Below are 22,527 nucleotides of genomic sequence, written 5' to 3'. Positions count from 1 at the left end.
ATATTACGTTAGTTGCTCAAGCATTCAATTCCTCAATAAACTTATCGAACATGAACATGGTGTCCACAGGGCCGCTGCAAGCCTCCGGATGGAACTGCGATGTGAACCAAGGGTTCGTCTTATGGCGAATACCCTCATTGCTGCCATCATTCATATTGACAAACAACTCCGACCATTCGCTGCCTAACGTCTTTCCATCCACAGCATAACCATGGTTCTGCGACGTGATATAGCACTTGTCCGTTCCCACCAGTCTCACAGGCTGGTTGTGGCTACGGTGACCATATTTCAGCTTATAGATGGTAGCGCCAGCTGCCTTGCTCAGCAATTGGTTACCCATGCAGATACCGCAGATAGGCTTACGGCTCATGCTCATTTGTTTCTTGATAACATCCACAGCCTCTTGGCACATGTCAGGGTCGCCAGGACCGTTACCGAGGAACAGACCATCGAAGTCCATGCCTGTATAATCGTAGTTCCAAGGCACACGCACCACCTCTACTCCACGCTCAATGAGGCAACGAATAATATTGGCTTTCACGCCGCAATCGACCAACACCACCTTTTTACCAGCTCCCTCATTGTAGCGGATGATCTCCTTGCACGACACCTTGTCGACAAAGTTGACGCCCTCGTAGTCGGCCTCCGGCACCTCTTCGTCATCGTCAAAAAGGATCTTTCCCATCATTACTCCATGCTCACGGAGCACTTTGGTCAGTTCGCGCGTATCAACGCCTGTAATGCCAGGCACATGTTCACGCTTCAACCAGTCGGACAAGCTCTCTACAGCATTCCAATGGCTGTATTCTTCACTGTAATCAGCGCATATCATGGCAGCCACATAAATCTTGTCGCTTTCCATGAAACTGGGCAACTTGTTGGCCTCCAACGTGAATGGAGGCACGCCATAGTTGCCTACCAAAGGAAAGGTGAACGTCAGGATCTGGCCAGCGTACGACGGATCCGTGAGCGACTCAGGGTATCCCATCATGGCCGTGTTGAACACCACTTCCCCAGCGACAGGCTTCTCATAGCCAAACGATTTGCCATGGAAGCGCGTCCCGTCTGATAGTACCAAGGTTACTTTCTTCATCTTCTATTGTTGTTTATCTTATTTTTTCTCAATCTACAAAATTACTCATTATATTCCTAAATCCACGTCAAGGAACTGGAAAAAGGCGTTACTTCCATACTCTTTCCACGTAATTGACAAACGCCTGGTTGCACAGACGCGTTCCTCCCGGCGTGGGAAAGTGTCCCGTGAAGTACCAATCGCCCTTATGGTTTGGTATGGCCGAATGCAGTCCATCGATGCTTTGGAACACAATTTCGATAGGTGTGGTCATGCCCTCTGGACGCAACATCTCAACAATCTTACAGTTGATTTCCTCGACTGTGAAAGGTTCGTACACGTCGCGCACACAGTTGCGCATCTCACCGACAGGCTTCTCCAACTCAGCCTTGCACGCCTCGTATGTATCCGTAATGACATGTTCCATACCTTTATCCTTCAGCAGGGCCACCGTGGCTTGGAACACGCAAAACTCCTCCAAGCGCGGCATGTCGATGCCATAGTAATCAGGATAGCGTATTTGTGGAGCCGAGCTTACCATAACAATCTTCTTGGGATGAAGACGATCGAGAATATGAAGGATGCTTTCCTTCAAAGTTGTGCCTCGAACGATGCTATCATCAATAATTACCAAGTTGTCGACACCCGGTTGGATACTGCCATACGCCACGTCATACACATGCGCTGCCAGGTCGTTACGCGCATTTCCCTCAGTAATGAACGTACGCAACTTAATATCCTTCCAGGCCACCTTTTCCGAGCGCACATAATCATGAAGGATATCCTCCAATTCCGCATGTGTCGGGATGCGTCCCAAAGCCTCAATCCTTTTGATTTTCTGCTCGTTTACATAGTGCTTGAAACCACGCAACAAACCATAGAACGCCACTTCCGCTGTGTTTGGAATGAACGAGAACACTGTATGCGCAATGTCATTATCGATGGTCTTCAGCACTTGAGGTGTCAACTGTTCGCCCAACTTCTTGCGCTCGTTGTAAATGTCCTGATCGGAACCTCTTGAGAAGTAAATGCGCTCAAAAGAGCATGCATAATCGCCTCTCTGTTCCAGGATGCGTTTCACAACAGCCTCTCCATTGCTGCGAACCAACAAAGCGCAGCCTGGTTGAAGTTCCTGTATATCCTCATATTCGAGGTCGAAAGTGGTTTGAAGCACGGGGCGCTCAGAAGCCAAGATGACAATTTCGTCATTCTTATAATAGAACGCAGGGCGAATTCCCCAAGGATCGCGCATAGAGAACATCTCACCGCTACCTGTCAGTCCGCACACCACATAACCTCCATCAAAATCGGCCATTGTGGTTTTCAGCACATTTTCCATCAGCACATGCTGATCTATATACTCTGTGATGGCATCGTTCTCCAGCCCTTTTTGCTGTGCCTCAACAAAGTTGCGCTCCACCTCTCGGTCGAGCCTGTGGCCCATGGCCTCCATCATGATGTAACTGTCGCTATATATGCGTGGACACTGCCCTTGCTTTATCAACTTTTGGAAGATATCCTCCACATTGGTCATGTTATAGTTTCCGCAAAGGCAAAGGTTCTTGGCCTTCCAGTTATTACGGCGTAAGAAAGGATGAACGTATTTCAATCCACTCTTTCCTGTGGTGGAATAACGAAGGTGGCCCATATAAAGCTCGCCGGCAAAAGGCATTTCCTGATAATCGAAATCGGTGCTGTCGCCGCAAAACCGACGAGCCTCTTCTATCTGCTTACGTGCCGATCCCATGATTTCGGTGATCGCGCTGGAACCTTCCGCCCGCTCACGAAACATATACTCATGACCAGGCTGCGTATGTAGCTTCACCGATGCTAATCCGGCACCCTCCTGTCCACGGTTGTGTTGTTTCTCCATCATGAGGTACAGTTTGTTCAAACCATACATCCATGTACCATATTTCTGCTGATAGTAGCTCAGCGGCTTAAGCAATCTGATCATGGCCACGCCACAATCCTCGTGAATGTTATTATCCATAATACCTTACAATAACAAGACTATCCTTTATAGTTATAAAAAAAGATTGAAATACAAGAAACTCCCCAAAGAAGGCTTTCTTCATATTTCAATCTTTTATATCATACTCAAAATATGTTTCTCACTACTAATTTCTCAACACATTGATTAACAACGACGCAAGCGAAGTTGCAATGCTAACGAACGAGAACCAAATCGTTGTGCTGCTACCAATAGCAGAGTTCTTGGCCTTTACCGAGTTAGGCTGAACATAAACGATGTCGTTCTGCTGGAGATAATAATAAGGAGAATTGATGATGTTTGCATCATTCAAGTTCAAACGGTGAGCCTGCTTCTCACCATTGGCATCCTCACGAATGAGAAGCACATTATCGCGCCGGCCATAAATGGTAAGGTCGCCAGCCTGAGCAATGGCCTCAATGATGCTCATCTTCTCAGTAGTAACAGGCTTCACACCCGGCGATGCCACCTCACCAGTCACCGTTACACGATAGCTAGCCATTCGAACTGTGACAATAGGATTCTCCTTCTCTGCAAGATAAGGCTTGACTTTGCTCTTCACCAATTCCTCGCAAGCCGTCTTGGTAAGGCCACCCACATGCAGCGTTCCAATGACCGGGAAGTTGATGTTGCCATCGTTGTCGACCAAATAGCCCTGCAACGACCCCACACCAGCCGTAGACAACTGTCCGCTGGTACCAACCGTGTTGCTCACCGTCAGGTTGAATGGAGCTGAAGCGGCTGGATTGGTGGTAATGACCGTGATGGTCAGCATGTCCTTAGGCATGATATGTGCATCATAAAGGCCACGCGAGGCTGCCAAACTGAGGGTGTCGATATTTTGAAAATAAGCGACTTTCTTAGACCCTGCACAACCGCCCATCATGATGATCACCGCCATCAAGATGAATGAGAGAAGTATTTTCTTCATATTAACAAAGTGACAATTAGCTCATTTAATCTTTTTGCAAAAGTACTATATATTTTCGAAAATCACAAGCAAATGGCTGAAAAAATAGATTGATTTTCATATGGGGTAAAAGAATCAAGAAACGCTCAGGCTATCAATATGACCAGAACAGACAGAGAGCTATATTCCAGAAGCTGTACACAAAATTAGAAAACCGCACATAGAGTTGCTTCTCCATGCGCGGTTTGATAAGCGAATTGCCTTAATAGAACTTGAAATAACGGCGTGCATTATTATACGAGATGTCCTCAACCATACGGGCCAAAGCTTCGTGGTCGTTGGGGAGCAATCCCCTCTCAACATCATTGCCCAACAGATTGCAGAGCAAGCGACGGAAATACTCGTGGCGCGGATAGCTTAGGAACGAGCGGCTATCCGTGAGCATTCCCACAAAACGCGACAGCAACCCGAGTACCGACAAGGCGTTCATCTGGCGCGTCATACCGTCGAGTTGGTCGTTAAACCACCAACCAGATCCAAACTGAATCTTTCCTGGTGTCACGCCATCCTGGAAATTACCCAACATGGTGGCTATCATTTCATTGGCGCATGGATTAAGCGTATATAATATGGTGCGCGTGAGCTTACCTTCCTCATTGAGTTCGTTGAGGAAATGGCTCATAGCGCGAGCAGTGTTAAACTCGCCTATAGAGTCGAAACCCGTATCAGGCCCCAACAGATTGAACATCTGTGTGTTATTGTCGCGAATAGCACCATAATGGTATTGCTGCGTCCAACCGGCATCACTATCCATCTCACCGCAAACCTTAAGGAAGGCGTGCTTATATTGGCGCACTTCCTGAGCTGAGAGTTGCTGGCCACGCATCGACTTCTCAAAGATTATCTCTATTTGCGAATCAGTGTAAGGCTCATCGTAGAACTCCTCAATACCATGGTCTGACAACTTGCATCCATTGGCCTCAAAGAACTCATGACGCTTTTTCAATGCGTCAACCATCAAGGCAAACGAATTGATTTCCATATCGCTCACCTCGCCCAACTTAGCCACATAATCAGAAAAGTCGGGTTTTTCGATGTTCATGGCCTTATCGGGTCGCCATGCTGGAATCATCTTGATTTCAAAGCCGCTATCGCGCGTAACCTTGTGCCAATGCAAATCATCTACGGGGTCATCAGTTGTGCACACACATTCCACATGATAACGTCGCATCAAGCCTCTGGCACTATACTCCGACTGTTTCAGTTTCTCATTGCACTCATCAAAAATTTCACGGGCCGTGCTGGGACTCAAGAGTTTATCAATGCCGAAGGCTGTCTTCAGTTCCAAATGGGTCCAATGATACAAGGGATTACGGAAGGTGTAAGGCACTGTCTCCGCCCACTTCTCAAACTTCTCCCAATCGGAGGTGTCGTTACCCGTGCAATATTTCTCAGCAACACCGTTAGTGCGCATGGCACGCCATTTGTAATGATCGCCTCCCAACCACAATTCAGTGATGCTTCGAAACTGATGGTCTTCGGCTACCATCTGCGGCACCAAATGACAATGATAGTCGATGATGGGCATCTTGGCCGCGTGATTGTGAAACAAATCCTGCGCGGTCGCGGTCTCCAGCAGGAAGTTTTCGTCCATAAATGCTTTCATTCTCGAAATAAGTTTGATTGTTTTTGATTTGTTGATGCAAAAATAGCATAAATCTTTGGAATATAAGGTCTTTTAGACTAATTTTGCAATAAATATATTAAGCCGATGAATAAAGTACTATTGATTTACACAGGAGGCACCATAGGCATGGGGCACAACCCTCTGACAGGGGCTTTGGAACCACTTGATTTCAACCACTTGGTTGAATCGATGCCTGAATTCCGCCAGATCAAGACCCAAATTGACGTTTACCAGTTTACGCCACCCATCGACTCGAGCGACATTTCACCTGAGCGATGGGCCAACTTGGTACGCATCATCTCGCGCAACTACAACAATTACGATGGTTTTGTCATCTTGCATGGAACCGACACCATGGCCTACACGGCATCGGCCTTATCGTTCATGTTGGGCAACCTCACCAAGCCCGTTATTCTCACGGGATCGCAACTTCCCATCGGACAGCTACGCACCGATGGCAAGGAGAACCTTGTTACCAGCATAGAACTGGCCGCCATGAAAAACGAGGAAGGCCACGCCATCATTCCGGAGGTCAGTGTTTATTTCAGTGGCCGACTGCTTCGCGGAAACCGCACCACGAAGATTAACGCCGACGGATTCTATGCTTTCGAGTCGTTCAACTATCCACACTTGTGCGATGCGGGCGTCAACTTCACGTTCCACACCCACAACATCCTTACACCCGACTTCAGCAAGCCCCTCTCTCCCCACATGGCCATGGAGAACAACGTGGTTGTGCTGAGCTTGTTCCCCGGCATACAGGAGAACATCATTAGAGGCGTGCTTACCCTGGAGAACCTTCGCGGCATTGTCATGCGGACGTTCGGAAGCGGCAACGCACCACAACAACCTTGGTTCCTCAACCTCTTGAAGAAAGCGGCTGAGCGCGGAGCCGTCATTGTGAACATCAGCCAATGCGTAGCAGGAACGGTTGAGATGAAACGATACGGGGCTGGCTATCAGTTGCAAGACATCGGCGTGGTATCGGGCTACGATTCCACCGTAGAGGCGGCCATTACAAAACTGATGTACCTGCAAGCCTGCTACACCGACACCAATCTCATCCGAAAGATGATGAACGAATCGATTGCAGGAGAAATAACTATCTAAAAACGCCCCAAAAACAGCGTAATCGCACACGCAAAACCTTTGTTACAACAGCCTCTACGTAAAGAGAGACTGCTGCGATATGCACTTGCCATCAACTCAACACATAACCCCCAATCGGACATTAGGCCAGGCTCTAACATTTCTGAATTGCGACCTAACGACCGATTGGGGACGTCACAATTCTTTCCTCCTATAGAAACTTGTGGCTAAGCAATACCATAAACGCAAAAAAGTCGCAAGGTTTTGCCTTGCGACTTATATATATGAGGTCAAGATAAATTATTTCTTGAAGAAATCCTTAACAGCCTCGTTAGGGACCATACGCTCATCGAAGACGTAAGCACCAGTCTTGGGGCTCTTCACCATCTTGATGACCTTTGAATATGCGCGACCATCCGTCTTACCTTCTTGGAGGGTAGCAACCGCTTTCTTTGCCATGGTGTGTTATTTTTAATTTTAACTAAACAATGGATTACTTAATCTCCTTGTGAACAGTCATCTTCTTCAAGATGGGATTGTACTTCTTGAGTTCCAGACGCTCGGGAGTATTCTTGCGATTCTTGGTGGTGATGTAACGGCTTGTTCCGGGCAGACCAGAGTTCTTCATCTCTGTGCACTCCAGAATAACCTGCACTCTATTACCCTTAGCTTTCTTTGCCATGATGATTAATCTCCTATAACTTTAATGTCCTTCCAATCGCAATAACCCTTGGCAACAGCCTGTTTCAGGGCAGCATCAAGACCTACTTTATTAATGAGACGAAGACCAGCAGCACTGATCTTGAGTGAAATCCAGCAACCCTCTTCTACATAGTAGAATTTCTTGCTGAAAAGGTTAACGTCAAAGCTGCGCTTTGTGCGATGCTTTGAGTGAGACACATTGCAACCAATCTGTGCCTTCTTACCTGTGATCTGACAAATCTTAGACATTGCTATTCTTTGTTTTTGATTTCGATTTTGATACTTATTCCAAACAGAGTGCAAAATTATATAAAAAGATTTAGATGACAAAGAAATACTCCAACGAATATTGCTTTTTAAGCATTTTTTTATTTTTTCGACACCCGAACTGGGGGTTTTAGCCTCAAAACAAGGACAACTGGCTTATTTTACGTGGGTTAGCCAAGGTTTTAACTTATCAAGGGAAACCAAGGCCTTAACCCCAGCTCATGTACCCCCACACTTCGTTAAATTTGCTGGCGCATCCTTCCCCCCTCAAATTTTTCATCCACCACCACACAACATACGCGCCATTGCAACGTTTCTTATATGAACTTGGTTATCAAAACCACCCTCAGAAACAACACCATGAAAAAGATTTGTATGACCCTGGCAGCCGTGTGCTATGCTCTTAGCGTGTGCGCACAGGATAACAAACGTATCGCTCCCAACACACTATCTGAAGGCGACCTGCTTTTTTGTGTGGCTGAGAGCGACAACAACATCACCGATGTAACCACCGGACTTGAAGGCAAGCGTATCGACCATGTAGCCATTTTCCACCGAAAAGACGGCCAGGGCTTTGCCCTTGAGGCCATCCACAAGGGGGTATGCCTCTCCCCTATCGACAGTTTTATGACAAGGCGGCAAAACGTCATGGTAGCGCAGCTCAAAGACACCATGGGGGTGGCTTGTTCGGTGGAACGGGCCTTGCGATTCATTGGAACGCCTTACGATTTCAATTTCATGCCATCCGACAGCGCCATGTATTGCAGCGAACTGGTGCAAAAGTGTTATAAGACAAAGGAAGGCAACTTGGTGTTCAAGCCTATTCCTATGTCGTTTCACGATAAGACTGGCGCTATCACCCCTTATTGGAAGGATTATTATGGACGCCAAGGGCTGAGGGTGCCCGAAGGCGAGCCAGGCAGCAATCCTGGGGATTTATCAAGAAGCGACAAGATTTTCATCTTGGGTGAGTTGCGGAAAAATCTGTAGACTCACCCTTCCACGCAAAAAAAATGCCAACAAACTATAGTGAAAACTACACGTTTCTTTTGAGCGAGAAAAATATTGGGCGCAAATACGCGATTCTCAGAACATCCACATAAAGCACTATCAATCAGCATCTTACAACTTAAACAACACTTTCTGCGCTCAAACATTCACATTCCATACCATGAAACATGCCTAATCGAGATGCGAAAGACCATCTTTCGCAACGCGAAACATGCCCAGACGAGACGCGAAACATGCCCGATCGCAAGTCGAAACATACCAAACGGTGAATGGGGCGCCACTCACAGACAACGCAATACTGCAAAAACAACTTTTTCGCTTTCTATTTTGCCGGAAATGTCCAACAAACTTTATGGCAAAAAATCCTGACCATAGTCACCACCCCGGTATCCATCAAAAACGGAAATGGCTAAGCTTTCACATTTAAGAAAAGCAAAGGGTGCCTCGTAAATAGACAAAACATCGCCTTATTTACCAGACACCCACATATTTACAAGTTGATGTTCACTGCCACGCCGGCCATTACCCACGCCCCAGGCTGGGGAATGTTGCCGAAGTCGTAATATTTCTTGGCGAACACGTTGTTTGCCTCAACATAAGCCTTATATGAACGATCGTTCCAAGCCAAACGCAGGTCAGTTACAGCGTAGGGTTGATACTCCTTCACTGCGGCGTTGCCGGAAGCATCGGTAGTGGTGAACTTACCCTCGCGCTTTTGGAAACGGTATTTCACCGTCAGGTCGAGATTATGCCAAAGGTTCAGGTCGAGATTGGCGATAACCTTATGCCGCAGATACTCCAACGTGGAACGGCTTTGTATGGTGGCAGGCTCATCCTTGTCCTGATAAAGGTAGGTGTATTGCAGGGCAAACTGCTTAACGACACGCTGCGACGGGATAAGACGCAGGACGTTTAGCCTGAGTTGCGCCTCTACGCCAATTGTGTTTATCTTGGTGAAGTTTACCGATTTCCACACGGCATCCTCCCCCTCGCTGCTATCCCATATCCAGTCGATCATGTTCTTACAACGGTTGTGGAAAACGCTTGCGCTGGCCGAAATGGCTGAACTTAGATATTTCACTCCGCCCTCGAAAGCCTGCAATTCCTCGGGCTTGAGATGCTTGTCGGCCTTATGTCCGCCTACGGAATAATAAAGTTCAGTTGCCGAAGGCATACGCAGCGACGTATTGTAAGACGCGTACAACTTTACGTGTTCGCCTATGCGATAACTGATGTCGACACCCGGGTAGACACGCATATTCATATTGCTCCATGAGTTTTTCACCGCCACAAGACCCGCCGACAACGTAAACCGCTCGAGCAGGATATTGTGTTCCAAGGCGAAACTGATGTTGGTACGGTTGAGACCATTGGTGTAGTCGCGGTCGGTCTTATGAACATGCTTGGGGTTGTCGAGTGGCTCGCCAAGTGTGGTGCTCACAAGGTCTTCGTTACGCAACTCCGCCGAGAAGGCAGTGCGTCCGAGCTTCCAATCGAAATAGGAATTGAGATTCACGCCATAAACATCGGTACGGTGGTAATTGTAAGCCACACCATACGAAAGTCCTTCGGGCTTAACACCGTCAAGTCCACGGAAATACTCAAAACGGTCCATGTTCCTGTTCCAATACATAGACGGTTTGAAGTGGAACATGCCACGCTTCGTCTCCGCCTGCACGGCTGTGTAGGTTTTGAAGGTGTGCTCAAACTGGTCGTCAGAACCGGTTCCATAGAAAGTATTGGACCCAAAGTCGCGACTGCTAAGCCCGGCATGCCAACCCACTTTTATATCACTATCCTCATAGCCACCCTGATAGAAAGCCTTGCCACCATAAAAATCAGCATTGAGCTTTCCTGCATTGTTGCGGCTATAACCATCGGAACGCGTGTAACTGCCCGACACGCGATTTGTCCATTTTCCAGACGTAATGTTGAGCGATGCTCCACCATTGAGGTAGCCATAACTTCCGCCATCAATATGGGCGGAAACATTGTTCGTCTTCTCCGTCTTCGTAACAATGTTGATGGCACCGAGCAACGAAGAGGTGCCAAACACTCTTCCAGCAGGTCCTTCGAGCACTTCTATTCGCTCTATGTCGGCCACATCAACTGGGAAATCGAAGGCGTTGTGCCCTGTCTGCGGGTCACAAATATTAACACCATTGAGCAGAACTGTGATTTGCTCATAATTGCCGCCTCGGATGCTGATATCGGTCTGCGCGCCAATGGGACCACGCTGTCTAACATCCACACTGGCGATGTATTTCAGCAAATCGTTAACACTTTGCACTGGCGCACATTGAATTTCTTTGTTGTCCAGTACAGTTACCATTCTCGCCGCCTGACTTCTCGTCAACGGTGCGCGTGAGCCTGTTACGCTCACTTCGTTTAGCATCACCTCGCGCTGGGTGGAAAGGGTGTCTGGGCGAAGTTCCTTGGTGCTCACTCCCTCAGCCTTGGCATGAGAGACTGTGGCAACGCTCAAGGTGCCCACAAGAACCACCTTACCCAAGCAGGCGAAGAGTGCATAGCCTTTGTTAGAGAAGCGTTTAAACTTCATCGGCTCGCACAATGCCATGGGTTTGTTGTACATAAATATGAAATAATAAATAAAAAAACGAGTGCAAAGGTACGAATTCTAAACCACACCCCCTTGCTTTTCTTTGAGAAATGCAATACATATGGATATCTTTAGCCTAAAACATGATGGCTTTGCCAACAAATATTGTACCTTTGCAATACCAAGACGTTTAAAACAAAAAACCATGAAATTCATTGCTATCATCCCAGCGCGCTACGCTTCTACGCGTTTTCCTGGAAAGCCATTGGCTTTATTAGGCGGGAAACCCGTCATTCAGCGAGTTTACGAACAGGTGACACGGGAAATACCTGAGGCATGGGTAGCCACCGACGACGAGCGTATCAAGGAGGCCGTGGAATCATTCGGCGGAAAAGCCATCATGACCAGCCCTAACCACAAGAGCGGCACCGACCGCATAGAGGAAGCGGCCGAGAAGATCAGCACCGATGCCGATGTCATTGTGAACATACAGGGTGACGAGCCGTTTATACAAGCGTCACAAATCAAAACGGTATGCCAACAATTCGACGACGCCTCCACGCAGATTGCCACCATCGGAAAACCATTTGCCGACATGGAGAGTGTGGACAACCCCAACTCGCCCAAAATTGTAACCGATGTCAATGGATTCGCACTATATTTCTCAAGGTCTGTAATTCCATTTGTGCGTGGCAAGGAGCATGAAACATGGCTTAGCGAGTTCCCGTTCCTAAAGCATTTAGGCATCTATGCTTACCGACGTGAAGTGCTTCGGCAAATCACCCAACTTCCACAATCGTCATTGGAGAAGGCGGAAAGCCTGGAGCAGCTGCGCTGGCTGCAAAACGGCTATCGCATACGAGTGGGTGTGACCCATGTGGAAACAGTTGGAATCGACACGCCCGCAGACTTGAAGCGAGCTGAACTCTTCCTCAAAGAAATTAACCAAAACTCATAAACGAAAAAGAGAACCCTATAGTTGGGTCCTCTTTTTCTTTTATCTTTATATTTTATCTCAACTTCTTCACTTGTGCCATCGGCCTTATCCTGCAAATACGGCAAAGCGAAAAGGCTTCAACCTACAATGTCATTATAGAAAGCTAAAGGCATGGGGCCTTACGCATTCCTCATCTCATTAAGAAGGTCCTTCTGGCGTTGCGAGAGATTAGTTGGCAACTTCACGTTATAGGTAATTATCAAATCGCCAAACGTACCGTCACCTCGGTCATAGCCCTTGCCACGCACACGGACTTTAGTGCCATTCTGCGTTTCGGGCTTAATCTTCAGTTTCAGCTTGCCTCCATTACTCAATTGGATAATGATCTGACCGCCCAACAATGCAGTATAAAGGTCAAGATTAACCGTAGCATTCATCTCACCTGTACTCTGGCGCGCTGTTGAACGTGAACGGGACGAGCCGCCCATTCCACCAAAGAGATCCTGGAAGAAACTAGAGAAACCTCCTCCACCGCCAAACCCAGAAAAATCGAAGCCCTCAAACGGAGATCCACCGCCTGCGCTTGACCAATGATAACCGCCACCACCACCTTGCTGGTTAAAGGCATCAGCCGATTTCCAATTCTCGCCATATTGGTCGTATTTCTTGCGTTTCTCAGGATCGCCAATAACCTCGTAGGCCTCTGTCAAAGCCTGGAACTTAGCCTTGGCCTTAGGGTCATCTGGATGAAGATCAGGATGGAACTGCTTAGCGCGCTTGCGATAAGCCTCACGAACATCTTTTTGTGGAATGTTCTTATCTACTCCTAAAATTTTATAGTAATCAATGAATGCCATAATTAGTACCTCCAGTTCTATCTTATATACACTACAAGTCATAGCAAAACATGTGCCACAAACTTGAATTTTCAATAGCAAACAGCAAAAAAGAATAGCCAAAGCCGACCATAATCCAAATCACAATATACAAAAAAATGCCGAACCCAATAGGATTCGACATTCTTTGTTACGTTAGACTATGTCTATTATGCCTCTGCAGGAGCCTCCTCAGCGGTGGCCTCGGCAGCCTCGGCAGCCTTGGCGGCCTCAGCCTCAGCCTTTGCTGCAGCCTCGGCAGCCTTCTTCTCAGCCACCTTCTTAGCAATAGTCTCATTGATCTTCTTCTCAGCCTCGAGCTCCTTAGAAGCAGCATCCTGCTTAGCCTTAGCTACGCTGTTGCGAACAGCCTCGAACTTCTGGTCCTTAGCGCTCTTCCAAGCCTCGAACTTCTGCTGGCAAGCGGCCTCGTCGAAGGCACCCTTCTTGACACCACCCTTCAAGTGCTTCATCATGTAGACACCTTCGGCCTTCAGGATGTTGCGGACAGTATCAGTGGGCTGTGCGCCATTCTCGACCCAATAAAGGGCGCGCTCGAAATTCAAATCTACAGTAGCAGGATTGGTGTTAGGGTTGTAAGTACCAATCTTCTCAGTAAATTTACCATCACGTGGTGCTCTTGCGTCAGCGATAACAATGCGATAGAAAGCATAAGCCTTGTGACCGCCACGCTGCAATCTGATTTTTGTTGCCATTTTGTTTAAATACTTTTAAATTAGGTTTGAATTATGCTACCAACTCGTAATAGCGGATGCAAAGGTACAAACATTTCAACGAACCTACGACTTTTTCTTCGAGAAGAATAAGTAAATTAAGTTTTATTAAGAAAGAACGGCTACTATAAGAACTAACGATTGAACATAAAAAAAAGCGCAAGGCTATTAACCTTGCGCTTGAATATTTAATGTAAGATGTCAACTATTAGAAGAAGAGATAACGATTATCCACAACCTTCGCATTGACATACAACTCGTTCATATAGTTGCCTGCATACTGCATAGCCTTCTGGCGAAGCTTCATCTCCTGCTGCTGCTCATTGTATGTAGCAGCGTTCTTAGCACGCTTCACTACCTGGAACTGGTAAACACCAGCCAAGCCCTTTACGGGATGAGAGCAGAAAGCACCTGCCTTTGTAGCAGAAACAGCACCACTCAGAGCGGGCTCGCTTGCGCCAGTAGCCTGAACGAAGACAGGAGCAGCGAAGGTAACCTGGTTAACAGTGGAGATCTGGGCACCCTTGGCCTTAGCTGCGGCGATGCTCGTAGCCCCCTTTGCCTTAGCCATCAACTGCTCGGCTTTCTTATCTCGGATAACCTCCTGCTTGACAATCTCCTTAACCTGAGCATCATCGAGACCACGATAGCCTACAGGATGAATCTTATCGAGAATGACAATCAAGAGATGGTCGCCATTGTTACCACACTCGTACATCTTAGAAACATCGTTCTCGTTAGCGTCGAAGAGCCATTTCATAGCATCGCGTGTTGAGCGAATGCCCACCAAATTGTGCTGGGTAGTTGCGATATCCTTTGCTTCCTGCACGCGATAGCCACTCTTTGCGGCGTTCTTGGCAATAGCGTCTGCTGTCTGGTTAGCACTTGCGAATGAGCTGAACTTATTGAAAATAGCTCCACGGGTTTCCTTAGAATAGTCGATGGTCTTCTTTACCACAGCTGCGGTATACTTATCAACCATATTCTTTCGATCAAGTACCTGAACGATCATATTACCCTGTGTCATCTCAATATTCTTCACTTCCTTCACACCAGAAGTGAGCAACGTGTTAAGATAGTTCTTCGTATCCTTATCCATCGTGTTAGAAGACTCGTACATGCGAGAGGTGAGCCACTGCTCCTGACCTTCCTGACCATACTTCTTAGCAATGGCTGCAAAGTCGGCACCAGCATTCAAAGCATTGACAATGGAATCGGCACGTGTGTGAGCCTCTTCTGCTGTGGTGCCACCAACCTGAATGGCGCGGAACTGGACAGAATCGGGAAGCTGCTGCTTAGCAACCAGCTTGATGACGTTCAGAGTATTGTCTTGCGCGTTAGCAACTGGACCGTAGGTCTGACCAACAGACATAGAGTCCAAACGAGCAGCAACATCCATGGGATAAGCACCCTTAGTAAGGGGAAGACCCAAATATGCTACCGACGAAGTAGACTTACGAACAACTTCTGTGGGGTCAGCTGCCTCTGCCAATTCAGCGGCATAACCTTTGAACTCCTTCATGAGCTCAGCACGGTCTGCAGCAGATGCTGTAATCTGAACGTCAACATAACGAATATCGCGAGTCTCAACAAACTGTTGGAAACGTGGCTTCAGTTCATCGTACTTAGCCTTCAAGTCACTATCAGAAACCTTAACCTGAGAATCAGAAATTTTCGAGTAAGGATAAGCAGCCAACTGGATCTGGCTTTCCTCTGTCTCATCATTGAAACTCATCTTGGCCTCAACAGGGTTCGACAAGAAGCAGTGAGCCAAAAGACCATTGTACTTCTGAATGAGAAGCTGCTGACGAAGTGACTTCTCGATGAACACCCAATACTTATAAACCGTCTGCATCTGCTCTGCCACCTGAGGATTCATGTTGGCCTGAGCGCCCTTATACTGAGCTAAGAACTGCTTGAGCTGATTTGCATCGAAACGACCCGTCTGACGGTTCACGAAAGGAGTAGAAAGAAGCATCTGGTTAGTTCCCTGATTGAGAACATCCTGCATCTCTTGGTCAGTAACAGTGAGACCCAGCTTCTTGCACTCATTTTCCACGATCTTGTACTGAATGTAGTTCTGCCACACCTGATCGCGAACCTGGTTCATTTGGTCGTCGTTGAGGTTTTCCTGGCCCTGCATCTTCATGGCCTGCTGAACCTCTTCTACGAGCTTGGCGAATTCCTCATAATTGATTTTTTCACCTAACACTTCACCGATCTGCTGGCGTTGGTTGTTGCGAGTCGACTCGCAAGAACGGAAAGCCTCCTCGGCAATAAAAGCAAAAAGGCCCAAGCCGATAATAACTATCAGCGTAATGCCTCTGCTTCTGATTTTTCCTAATGCTGCCATTTGTTTTTATTGTTTTATTTTATTGTTTTTATTCTCGTAAGGTTTATGGTTGCCCTCTGCATAACAAAAAGCGTACAAATTTACTAATTATTTAGCAAACACGGCAACTTTTCACCAAGAAAATGAATGATATAGCGCTTTTAACGTGACTGTTACAGCGTCATGTGTCGATGTGTAAGCGTACGAGTTCTATTTTCGTCATAGTGTTCTTGATGATCTTGAAGTTGAATTTCCCAATCTTCACGTCTTCGTTCAACTTCGGGAAACTGCGATATTCATGCAGAATCAAACCACCCAACGTCATATACTCATCGCCCTCAGGAAGATTCACGTCGAACATTTCGTTGATCTTGTCGATCTCCAAGCGTGCCGAAAGAAGGTAATCACCATCCTCCAATTGTTTAGCCACGTAATTATCCGTATCGTGCTCATCCTGAATGTCACCGAAAATTTCCTCCACAATATCTTCCAATGAAACGATGCCGCTGGTACCACCAAACTCATCGACAACAACACCCAAACTCTTTTTCTGTTGCAAGAAGATTTTCATCAATCGCTGTGCAGGCATGGTCTCAGGCACAAATGGTAATGTGCGAACATTATCTTGCCAACGCTTCGGGTTATGGAACATCTCCGAACTATGAATGTAGCCCGTTATATGGTCAATGTCTGACTTATAAACAATAATTTTGGAATTACCGCTTTCCACAAACTTCTGCTTTAACTGTTCCAAAGTGCAGTCATCCATATCAACCGCATTGATTTCCGTTCGAGGAATCATACAGTCACGCACCTTCGTATCAGGGAAATCGAGGGCGTTTTGAAAGATCTTCACCTCATTATCAACAGCCTCGTCGTTTGGAGCGCTGTCGATGGATGATTGCACAAGATAATCGAGGTCGACCTTTGTAAAGCCTTCCCCGTCATCCTCATCGGTCACCTTGATACCAAACATACGCAACTGTAAACGCGAAAGGAATGTGGCGAACTTGCTAATAGGCCACAAAATGACGTAAAAGACAAAAGCCAAAGGAGCAAAAAGAGCGAGTAACAGATTAGGGCTGCTCTTGAAAAATGTCTTAGGCAAGAACTCGCCTGTGAACAGCACAACGATAGTGGAAAACACCGTATCAAGAATGACACGCGTAGCAGGATCGAAAGGCTTAAACAATGTGTTGTCGAAAATATCGGCAAACAGAATACCATAGATGACAAGTACTATGTTATTGCCCACCAACATCGTTGACACAAAACCATTAGGGTGACGATAAAAGAACGAGATAAGCCTTTGCGAAATGCCGTTTTTCTCCTTATCCATCTCCGCCAACATTCTGTTGCTGGAAACGAAAGCAATCTCCATGCCCGAGAAAAAGGCACTGAAGACCATCGTTACAAGGATTTCTATAATCAGTGATATATCAACTGTCTGTTCCAAAATAGTAGCGTTAGAATTATATTGTTACGATACAGCCATTTATTATGATTGCCCCTTAAAAGGGATTTCTTTGTTAAGCCACGCCAATTAATTGTTGCGATATGGCAACATCTGTCCACGCTGCTTCATCAACAAGGAATCCTGCGACTTTCGAGCCGAGTCGGTAGTCGACTGCCCTGAGCCACCAACGTCTTCCCTATCGAACGAACCCTTAGAGTTTGACACATAGTACTTAGACATCCTTTCATCAGAGCGGAAATAGGTACCCTGTAACGTGCGTTCTGGAGTGACAAGACGCGAGAAGGTATAAGAATACAATTCCTGCCTAATTTCATCCCAAAACAACTGCTCACTGGAAAAGCGCAAGCCATCCTTAGTCAATATGCGCACACGAGAGCGAAGCTCCCAAAGCCTCTGCTGATCATAATAATATGCCGTGTCGCACTGGATATAAGCCTCTACATGGAATTTCTCATCAAACTGTTCCAGGAAGAGTCCCTTGTCGAAATACCACCGAGAGGGCTTTTTGTTCTGATTGACTTCCCAGCGTTCGGTCACAATACGATACTTAATGACACCCGAATCGGAAATCAGCGTGTTAACTCCATAACTTACCATCATAGGCACAGAATCGCGATCACTAATCGCGCCCGCCGTATGCTCCACAGGTTGATCGCACGAGGTCAGCACAAACGACACCACCCATGGTAAAGCCAAGAGGCAAAACAATTTCTGTTTAAACAGTCCTCTCATCATGATTGCAGACAAACGATTACTTCACCTTCCACTTTGCGAACCAACGCTCATTGAACGTCAGGCCGACATTAATACGGAACGTATTGTCAGTAATGTAGTTCTTAGCTGTCTGTTGAACCCATTGGCAACTAATATTAAGGATGGAACGGTTATTCCACTTGTTGACAATCGGAAAGCCAAAACCAATGCTGGCACTCATTTCTTTGGGGCCATCCTGCCCATTAATAATATAATAAGGTGTGGCATATGACACTCCTGCACGATAATGAACACGCTGCAAGAACCTCATTCCATACTCTTGAGGGCATATCTCAGCACCCAGAGTAAACTTATGACGGTCTTTGTAGAAGCCGGCTTTCATCGAATAATCGTTCATAGTAGCCCCCGATGTCTCATAAAAAGGTGTCTTTACACTGCCCCACTTCTGAAGAGTATAGTCAAGGCCCACCTTGATGGCATTGTTATGGTCATACATCAAGCCGGCTCCGTAAGTTGTCGGAAGTTCGAGTTCCAAATCAGCCTGTCCAACCTTTGGGAAACGGGTTGTGTCTGCAACGCCAGTCTGTGCATTGTTAGAAATAATCTCCATAGTAGGCTTACCGCCAATCTTATGCCCCAAGCCATAAGTGAGACCCAATGTCAGTTGGTCCTTCTTTGTCAAACGGGCCGTATATTGCAATCCGAAATCGACCTTGTAGCTTCTCACATCAGCCATGTAGTTCTTGGTCAACGAGTTGGCGTAGCCATCGCTATAACTATTCACGACGGTCTTCGTGTACTCTCCGTAGATGTAACTTCCATTAACACCAACCGACAAACCTCTCACGGGTTGCCATCCAACACCAAGATAAACCTGATGGATGCCGCCATTTCCACTATAGCTATTAGTAGCCACAGTGTTGTTATCGTCTCCCACCTTTTGAGTCAACGAATAAGAATAGCCCACATTCGTGAACGGAATCAATCCAAAGCTAACACCCACATGTTTGAAAGCCCTAAAGCCCGCGACAACATATTCAAAATCCGCATTTTGCGCGTTCTTCTTGTTGCCACCTTCCTTAAAGTTCGTCAACTGCCCGCTCAAACCAGCGTCAAAGATAAAAGTAAGGCTGTCTAATGCCGAATAAGAAGCCGGGTTGGAAAAGTTGATTTGGTTATGCTCATGAAAGCCGAGCCCCAATCCGTTCATTCCACGATTGAATCCTGCCGTCTGGTCGGATAATATGCCCAGTCCATACTGGCTATAGGGAGAATTTGTGCCACTTTGGGCATAAGCGCCACCACAGAACATGGCCATCACAACAGCTGCCGATATATGTTTTCTCTTCATAAAAAGTACGGATCAAGTCCTTTTTCTTTCACGTTATTTATAATTCAACTGCAAAAGTATTGAAAAAAAACGATATAAAAGCAGGTTAAGTGAAAATAATAAGGTATTTTTGCATCATGAAACGTTTCAAAGACTTTTTCATAACTATTTGTTTGGTCGTTTTAAGTTCGTTAACAACCTACGCACAAACGCAAGTCACCAACGAATCGGCGCGACAAACAGCAGCCGACGACATCACCATTAGCCTGCTCACTTGCTCGCCAGGAAGTCAGGTATGGAGTTTGTATGGGCACACCGCCATCCGTTTCCAAGACCCAGCCCACGACGTGGACTTGGCTATCAATTACGGCATGTTCAACTTCAACCAAAAGAATTTTATCGCTCGGTTTGTATTCGGGATTACCGACTACGAAATGGGCATCGAACCTTTTGCGTTTTTCCTGCAGGAATATGCACGTAATGGGCGTGGCGTAATTGGCCAACGCCTCAATCTAACAACAAAGGAAAAAGAAGCTATTGCCGATGCACTAAACAACAACTACAAGCCGGCGAACCGCGTTTACAGATACAATTATTTTTACGACAACTGCACCACCCGAGCACGCGACATTCTTGTCAACAACATAGACGGGCGTGTGACATATGACACCAACGACGCAGTATCCCCGTCCTATCGTCAGATGACACATCAATGGACGGGAAAACACCGATGGTCGCAAATGGGCAACGACCTGCTTTTAGGTGTTAAGGCAGACGCGCACACTACTCGCACGCAACAGCAATTTCTACCCGACACGCTTCGCAAAGACTTCGACCACGCCGTGATAGTAGCCCCCAATGGCACACACCGCCTATTGGTCGACTCCACCTACACTGTGCTGCAGCCTTACCCCTCCTATACAGATACGAGCAACGACATATGGGACGACATCAGTCCAATCATGATTTTCAGCACAATAGCACTGCTGATATTCGTGTTGGCATTGCTGGAACTCAAACGAAAAAAGCCATTTTGGTTTATCGACGCCACACTATTGACAACCGACGGATTGGCAGGTTTGATCTTGTTCGCCATGGTTTTTTCGCAACACCCTACAGTAAATCTCAACTTACAGATATTGCTCCTGAACCCATTGTCTATCATATTCGTCTATTCCATTATACGTCAGCAGATTAAAGGACTATGTCACTGGTATTGGAAAGTACTTTTAGCATGCTTGGTTTTATTCCTTTTAGGCAATATTTTTCAGGATTATGCAGAGGGCATGAACATTTTGGCATTAACTTTGATGGTAAGATGTATTATCAATATAAAAACATTACGCACAAAAGGCAAGCAACCCGCATGAGATACATAGCAATTTTACTCGCAGCACTCACCACAGCCGAGATGCAAGCTTTCCAGCTTGCACCGCGATTGGTCGTGAATGTCACCATTGACCAGTTGCGCACTGATTATATGGAAGCCTTCGCCCCACTCTATTCGCAAGGCGGCTTCCGCCGAATGCTCAACGAGGGACTTGTCTACGACGGAGCCAGCTATCCATTTTCTCCCGTCGACAAAGCGTCTGCAACCGCATCGTTATCCACAGGCACTTTCCCGTTTTATAATGGCATTATCAGCAGCCGATGGCTCGACCGTGAGACCCTGCACCCCGTGTTTTGCGTTGACGATTCAAGATATTTCACTTCGGCCGACCGACTCAAGACATCAACCATTGGCGACGAGTTAAAAGTCAATTCCAATGGCGCTGCAATCGTATATTCGTTTGCGGCCGATCGCGAATCTGCCATTTTGTCAGGCGGACATGCAGCCAACGGTGCTTTTTGGATGGACAAAAATGGCGAATGGCAAGGGTCTTCGTATTACAGCAACACTTTGCCAGAATGGGTTAGGGCACATAACCGCTTGCACCCCAAACACCCCACCAACACCAGTTTTACTAACAATGACGTCATTGACGCATCCCTAAACGCCATCACACAGACTGCCATGGGAAGGGACGACGTATCTGACATGCTGTTTGTCAATCTCTCTGCCACAAAGGCCGACAAGACCCCTGTGACACATTGGCAGACAGAGATGGAGAGCGTCTATATGCAACTCGACAAGTCATTAGAGCGACTTATAAGCGGTGTCGAGAAACAGATAAGTCTTGACAGGGTGCTCTTTGTTGTCACCTCTACAGGTTACACCGACGAGACGGCCACCAATGTAACCCAATATCGCATTCCGACAGGCACGTTCTACATAAACCGTACTGCCTCACTGCTCAATATGTACCTAAGTGCCATCTATGGCCAAGGCCGATACGTGGAGCAGTGTTACGGCAACCAGATGTACCTGAACCATAAGCTCATCGAGCAAAAGCGTGTAGGCATGTCGGAAATGCTAACCCGCAGCCAAGAGTTCCTTATGCAAAACGCAGGCGTAGCGGACGTCTACACCAGCGAGAGATTGTTGGCGGGCAACAACGACATCATTAAGATCCGCAATGGCTTCAACGCAACTCTCAGTGGCGATATCATTATCGATGTAGCCCCTGGATGGAAATTGCTCAACGAAGACACTCAAGAAACATTCACGAGCCGCGCAGGCTTTGTGCCATTCCCCATCATCTTCATGGGTTCAGAGGTTGCTCCCCAGCGCGTACCAACAGCTGTCACTACCGATCGCATTGCCCCAACGGTAGCCAAGGCCATCCGCATACGAGCTCCGAACGCATGCACATCGGCACCTTTGTTTTGACCATTTCCTCGTTAACAATACTCTGTTAATTCTAACGTAATCGTTTGAAAATGAAGGAGTTAATTAA

19 protein-coding genes are annotated in these 22,527 nt (G+C 46.8%); 5 read left to right on the top strand and 14 right to left on the bottom strand.

The window, feature by feature from the left end:
• Window positions 1-16: 16 nt before the first annotated feature.
• From carA to uxaC, 4 genes are all read right to left on the bottom strand, one after another.
• Window positions 17-1,093, bottom strand: coding sequence for a glutamine-hydrolyzing carbamoyl-phosphate synthase small subunit (carA, locus tag KM934_RS02990; RefSeq protein WP_215759135.1), 1,077 nt, complete (start codon window positions 1,091-1,093; stop codon window positions 17-19).
• 88 nt (window positions 1,094-1,181) lie between these two features.
• Window positions 1,182-3,065 (bottom strand): amidophosphoribosyltransferase, encoded by a 1,884-nt coding sequence (locus KM934_RS02985; RefSeq protein ID WP_215759134.1) that lies wholly within the window; start codon window positions 3,063-3,065, stop codon window positions 1,182-1,184.
• 127 nt (window positions 3,066-3,192) lie between these two features.
• The gene (locus KM934_RS02980; protein ID WP_215759133.1) at window positions 3,193-3,996 is read right to left on the bottom strand and encodes a polysaccharide biosynthesis/export family protein; all 804 of its coding nucleotides are present in this window, start codon (window positions 3,994-3,996) and stop codon (window positions 3,193-3,195) included.
• Window positions 3,997-4,237: 241 nt separating this feature from the next.
• Window positions 4,238-5,641 (bottom strand): glucuronate isomerase, encoded by a 1,404-nt coding sequence (gene uxaC, locus KM934_RS02975; protein ID WP_215759132.1) that lies wholly within the window; start codon window positions 5,639-5,641, stop codon window positions 4,238-4,240.
• A 105-nt stretch (window positions 5,642-5,746) separates the two neighbouring features.
• Here uxaC and KM934_RS02970 point away from each other — a divergent pair, with 105 nt between their 5' ends.
• Complete coding sequence (locus tag KM934_RS02970) at window positions 5,747-6,772, top strand: asparaginase (protein ID WP_215759131.1); 1,026 nt, start codon at window positions 5,747-5,749, stop codon at window positions 6,770-6,772.
• 279 nt (window positions 6,773-7,051) lie between these two features.
• Here KM934_RS02970 and KM934_RS02965 read toward each other — a convergent pair whose 3' ends face one another.
• From KM934_RS02965 to rpmB, 3 genes are read right to left on the bottom strand one after another with little or no spacing between them, the layout of a single operon-like run.
• Entirely contained in the window at window positions 7,052-7,210 is a 159-nt protein-coding gene (locus KM934_RS02965; RefSeq protein ID WP_215759130.1) for a DUF4295 domain-containing protein, read from the bottom strand.
• A gap of 34 nt (window positions 7,211-7,244) precedes the next feature.
• The gene (rpmG, locus tag KM934_RS02960) at window positions 7,245-7,433 is read right to left on the bottom strand and encodes a 50S ribosomal protein L33 (RefSeq protein ID WP_215759129.1); all 189 of its coding nucleotides are present in this window, start codon (window positions 7,431-7,433) and stop codon (window positions 7,245-7,247) included.
• A 5-nt stretch (window positions 7,434-7,438) separates the two neighbouring features.
• Window positions 7,439-7,702 carry a 50S ribosomal protein L28 gene (gene rpmB, locus KM934_RS02955; protein WP_215759128.1) on the bottom strand — a complete coding sequence of 88 codons (264 nt, stop codon included), beginning with the start codon at window positions 7,700-7,702 and terminating at the stop codon, window positions 7,439-7,441.
• 378 nt (window positions 7,703-8,080) lie between these two features.
• Between rpmB and KM934_RS02950 the strand changes: the two genes are divergently transcribed.
• Window positions 8,081-8,710, top strand: a complete 630-nt coding sequence (locus tag KM934_RS02950; protein ID WP_215759127.1) for a YiiX/YebB-like N1pC/P60 family cysteine hydrolase — start codon at window positions 8,081-8,083, stop codon at window positions 8,708-8,710.
• A gap of 511 nt (window positions 8,711-9,221) precedes the next feature.
• Here the strand turns inward: KM934_RS02950 and KM934_RS02945 are convergent.
• Window positions 9,222-11,324: a TonB-dependent receptor plug domain-containing protein gene (locus tag KM934_RS02945; protein ID WP_215759126.1), complete on the bottom strand. Its 2,103-nt coding sequence runs from the start codon at window positions 11,322-11,324 to the stop codon at window positions 9,222-9,224.
• Window positions 11,325-11,496: 172 nt separating this feature from the next.
• Between KM934_RS02945 and kdsB the strand changes: the two genes are divergently transcribed.
• Window positions 11,497-12,249: a 3-deoxy-manno-octulosonate cytidylyltransferase gene (gene kdsB, locus KM934_RS02940; RefSeq protein ID WP_215759125.1), complete on the top strand. Its 753-nt coding sequence runs from the start codon at window positions 11,497-11,499 to the stop codon at window positions 12,247-12,249.
• Between the two features lie 158 nt (window positions 12,250-12,407).
• On the opposite strand, the gene KM934_RS02935 is transcribed toward kdsB, so the two are convergent.
• From KM934_RS02935 to KM934_RS02910, 6 genes are all read right to left on the bottom strand, one after another.
• The gene (locus KM934_RS02935; RefSeq protein WP_215759124.1) at window positions 12,408-13,085 is read right to left on the bottom strand and encodes a DnaJ domain-containing protein; all 678 of its coding nucleotides are present in this window, start codon (window positions 13,083-13,085) and stop codon (window positions 12,408-12,410) included.
• Window positions 13,086-13,273: 188 nt separating this feature from the next.
• Window positions 13,274-13,819 (bottom strand): 30S ribosomal protein S16, encoded by a 546-nt coding sequence (locus KM934_RS02930; RefSeq protein ID WP_215759123.1) that lies wholly within the window; start codon window positions 13,817-13,819, stop codon window positions 13,274-13,276.
• 226 nt (window positions 13,820-14,045) lie between these two features.
• Window positions 14,046-16,190 carry a peptidylprolyl isomerase gene (locus KM934_RS02925; protein ID WP_215759122.1) on the bottom strand — a complete coding sequence of 715 codons (2,145 nt, stop codon included), beginning with the start codon at window positions 16,188-16,190 and terminating at the stop codon, window positions 14,046-14,048.
• A gap of 160 nt (window positions 16,191-16,350) precedes the next feature.
• Window positions 16,351-17,625 (bottom strand): CNNM domain-containing protein, encoded by a 1,275-nt coding sequence (locus tag KM934_RS02920; RefSeq protein WP_442903839.1) that lies wholly within the window; start codon window positions 17,623-17,625, stop codon window positions 16,351-16,353.
• An 87-nt stretch (window positions 17,626-17,712) separates the two neighbouring features.
• Entirely contained in the window at window positions 17,713-18,378 is a 666-nt protein-coding gene (gene lptC / locus KM934_RS02915) for an LPS export ABC transporter periplasmic protein LptC (RefSeq protein ID WP_394369479.1), read from the bottom strand.
• Window positions 18,379-18,397: 19 nt separating this feature from the next.
• Entirely contained in the window at window positions 18,398-19,711 is a 1,314-nt protein-coding gene (locus KM934_RS02910; protein WP_215759120.1) for a hypothetical protein, read from the bottom strand.
• 116 nt (window positions 19,712-19,827) lie between these two features.
• On the opposite strand from KM934_RS02910, the gene KM934_RS02905 reads away from it, so the two are divergent.
• The gene (locus tag KM934_RS02905; RefSeq protein WP_215759119.1) at window positions 19,828-21,060 is read left to right on the top strand and encodes an Lnb N-terminal periplasmic domain-containing protein; all 1,233 of its coding nucleotides are present in this window, start codon (window positions 19,828-19,830) and stop codon (window positions 21,058-21,060) included.
• Window positions 21,057-22,460 carry an alkaline phosphatase family protein gene (locus KM934_RS02900; RefSeq protein ID WP_215759118.1) on the top strand — a complete coding sequence of 468 codons (1,404 nt, stop codon included), beginning with the start codon at window positions 21,057-21,059 and terminating at the stop codon, window positions 22,458-22,460. The genes KM934_RS02905 and KM934_RS02900 overlap by 4 nt, the downstream gene beginning before the upstream one ends.
• Window positions 22,461-22,527: the final 67 nt, after the last annotated feature.

The organism is Hallella faecis (genome assembly GCF_018789675.1).
Taxonomy (GTDB): domain Bacteria; phylum Bacteroidota; class Bacteroidia; order Bacteroidales; family Bacteroidaceae; genus Prevotella; species Prevotella faecis.
The sequence above is the reverse complement of the archived record's forward strand: the minus strand, read 5'-3'. Positions and strand labels throughout refer to the sequence as shown.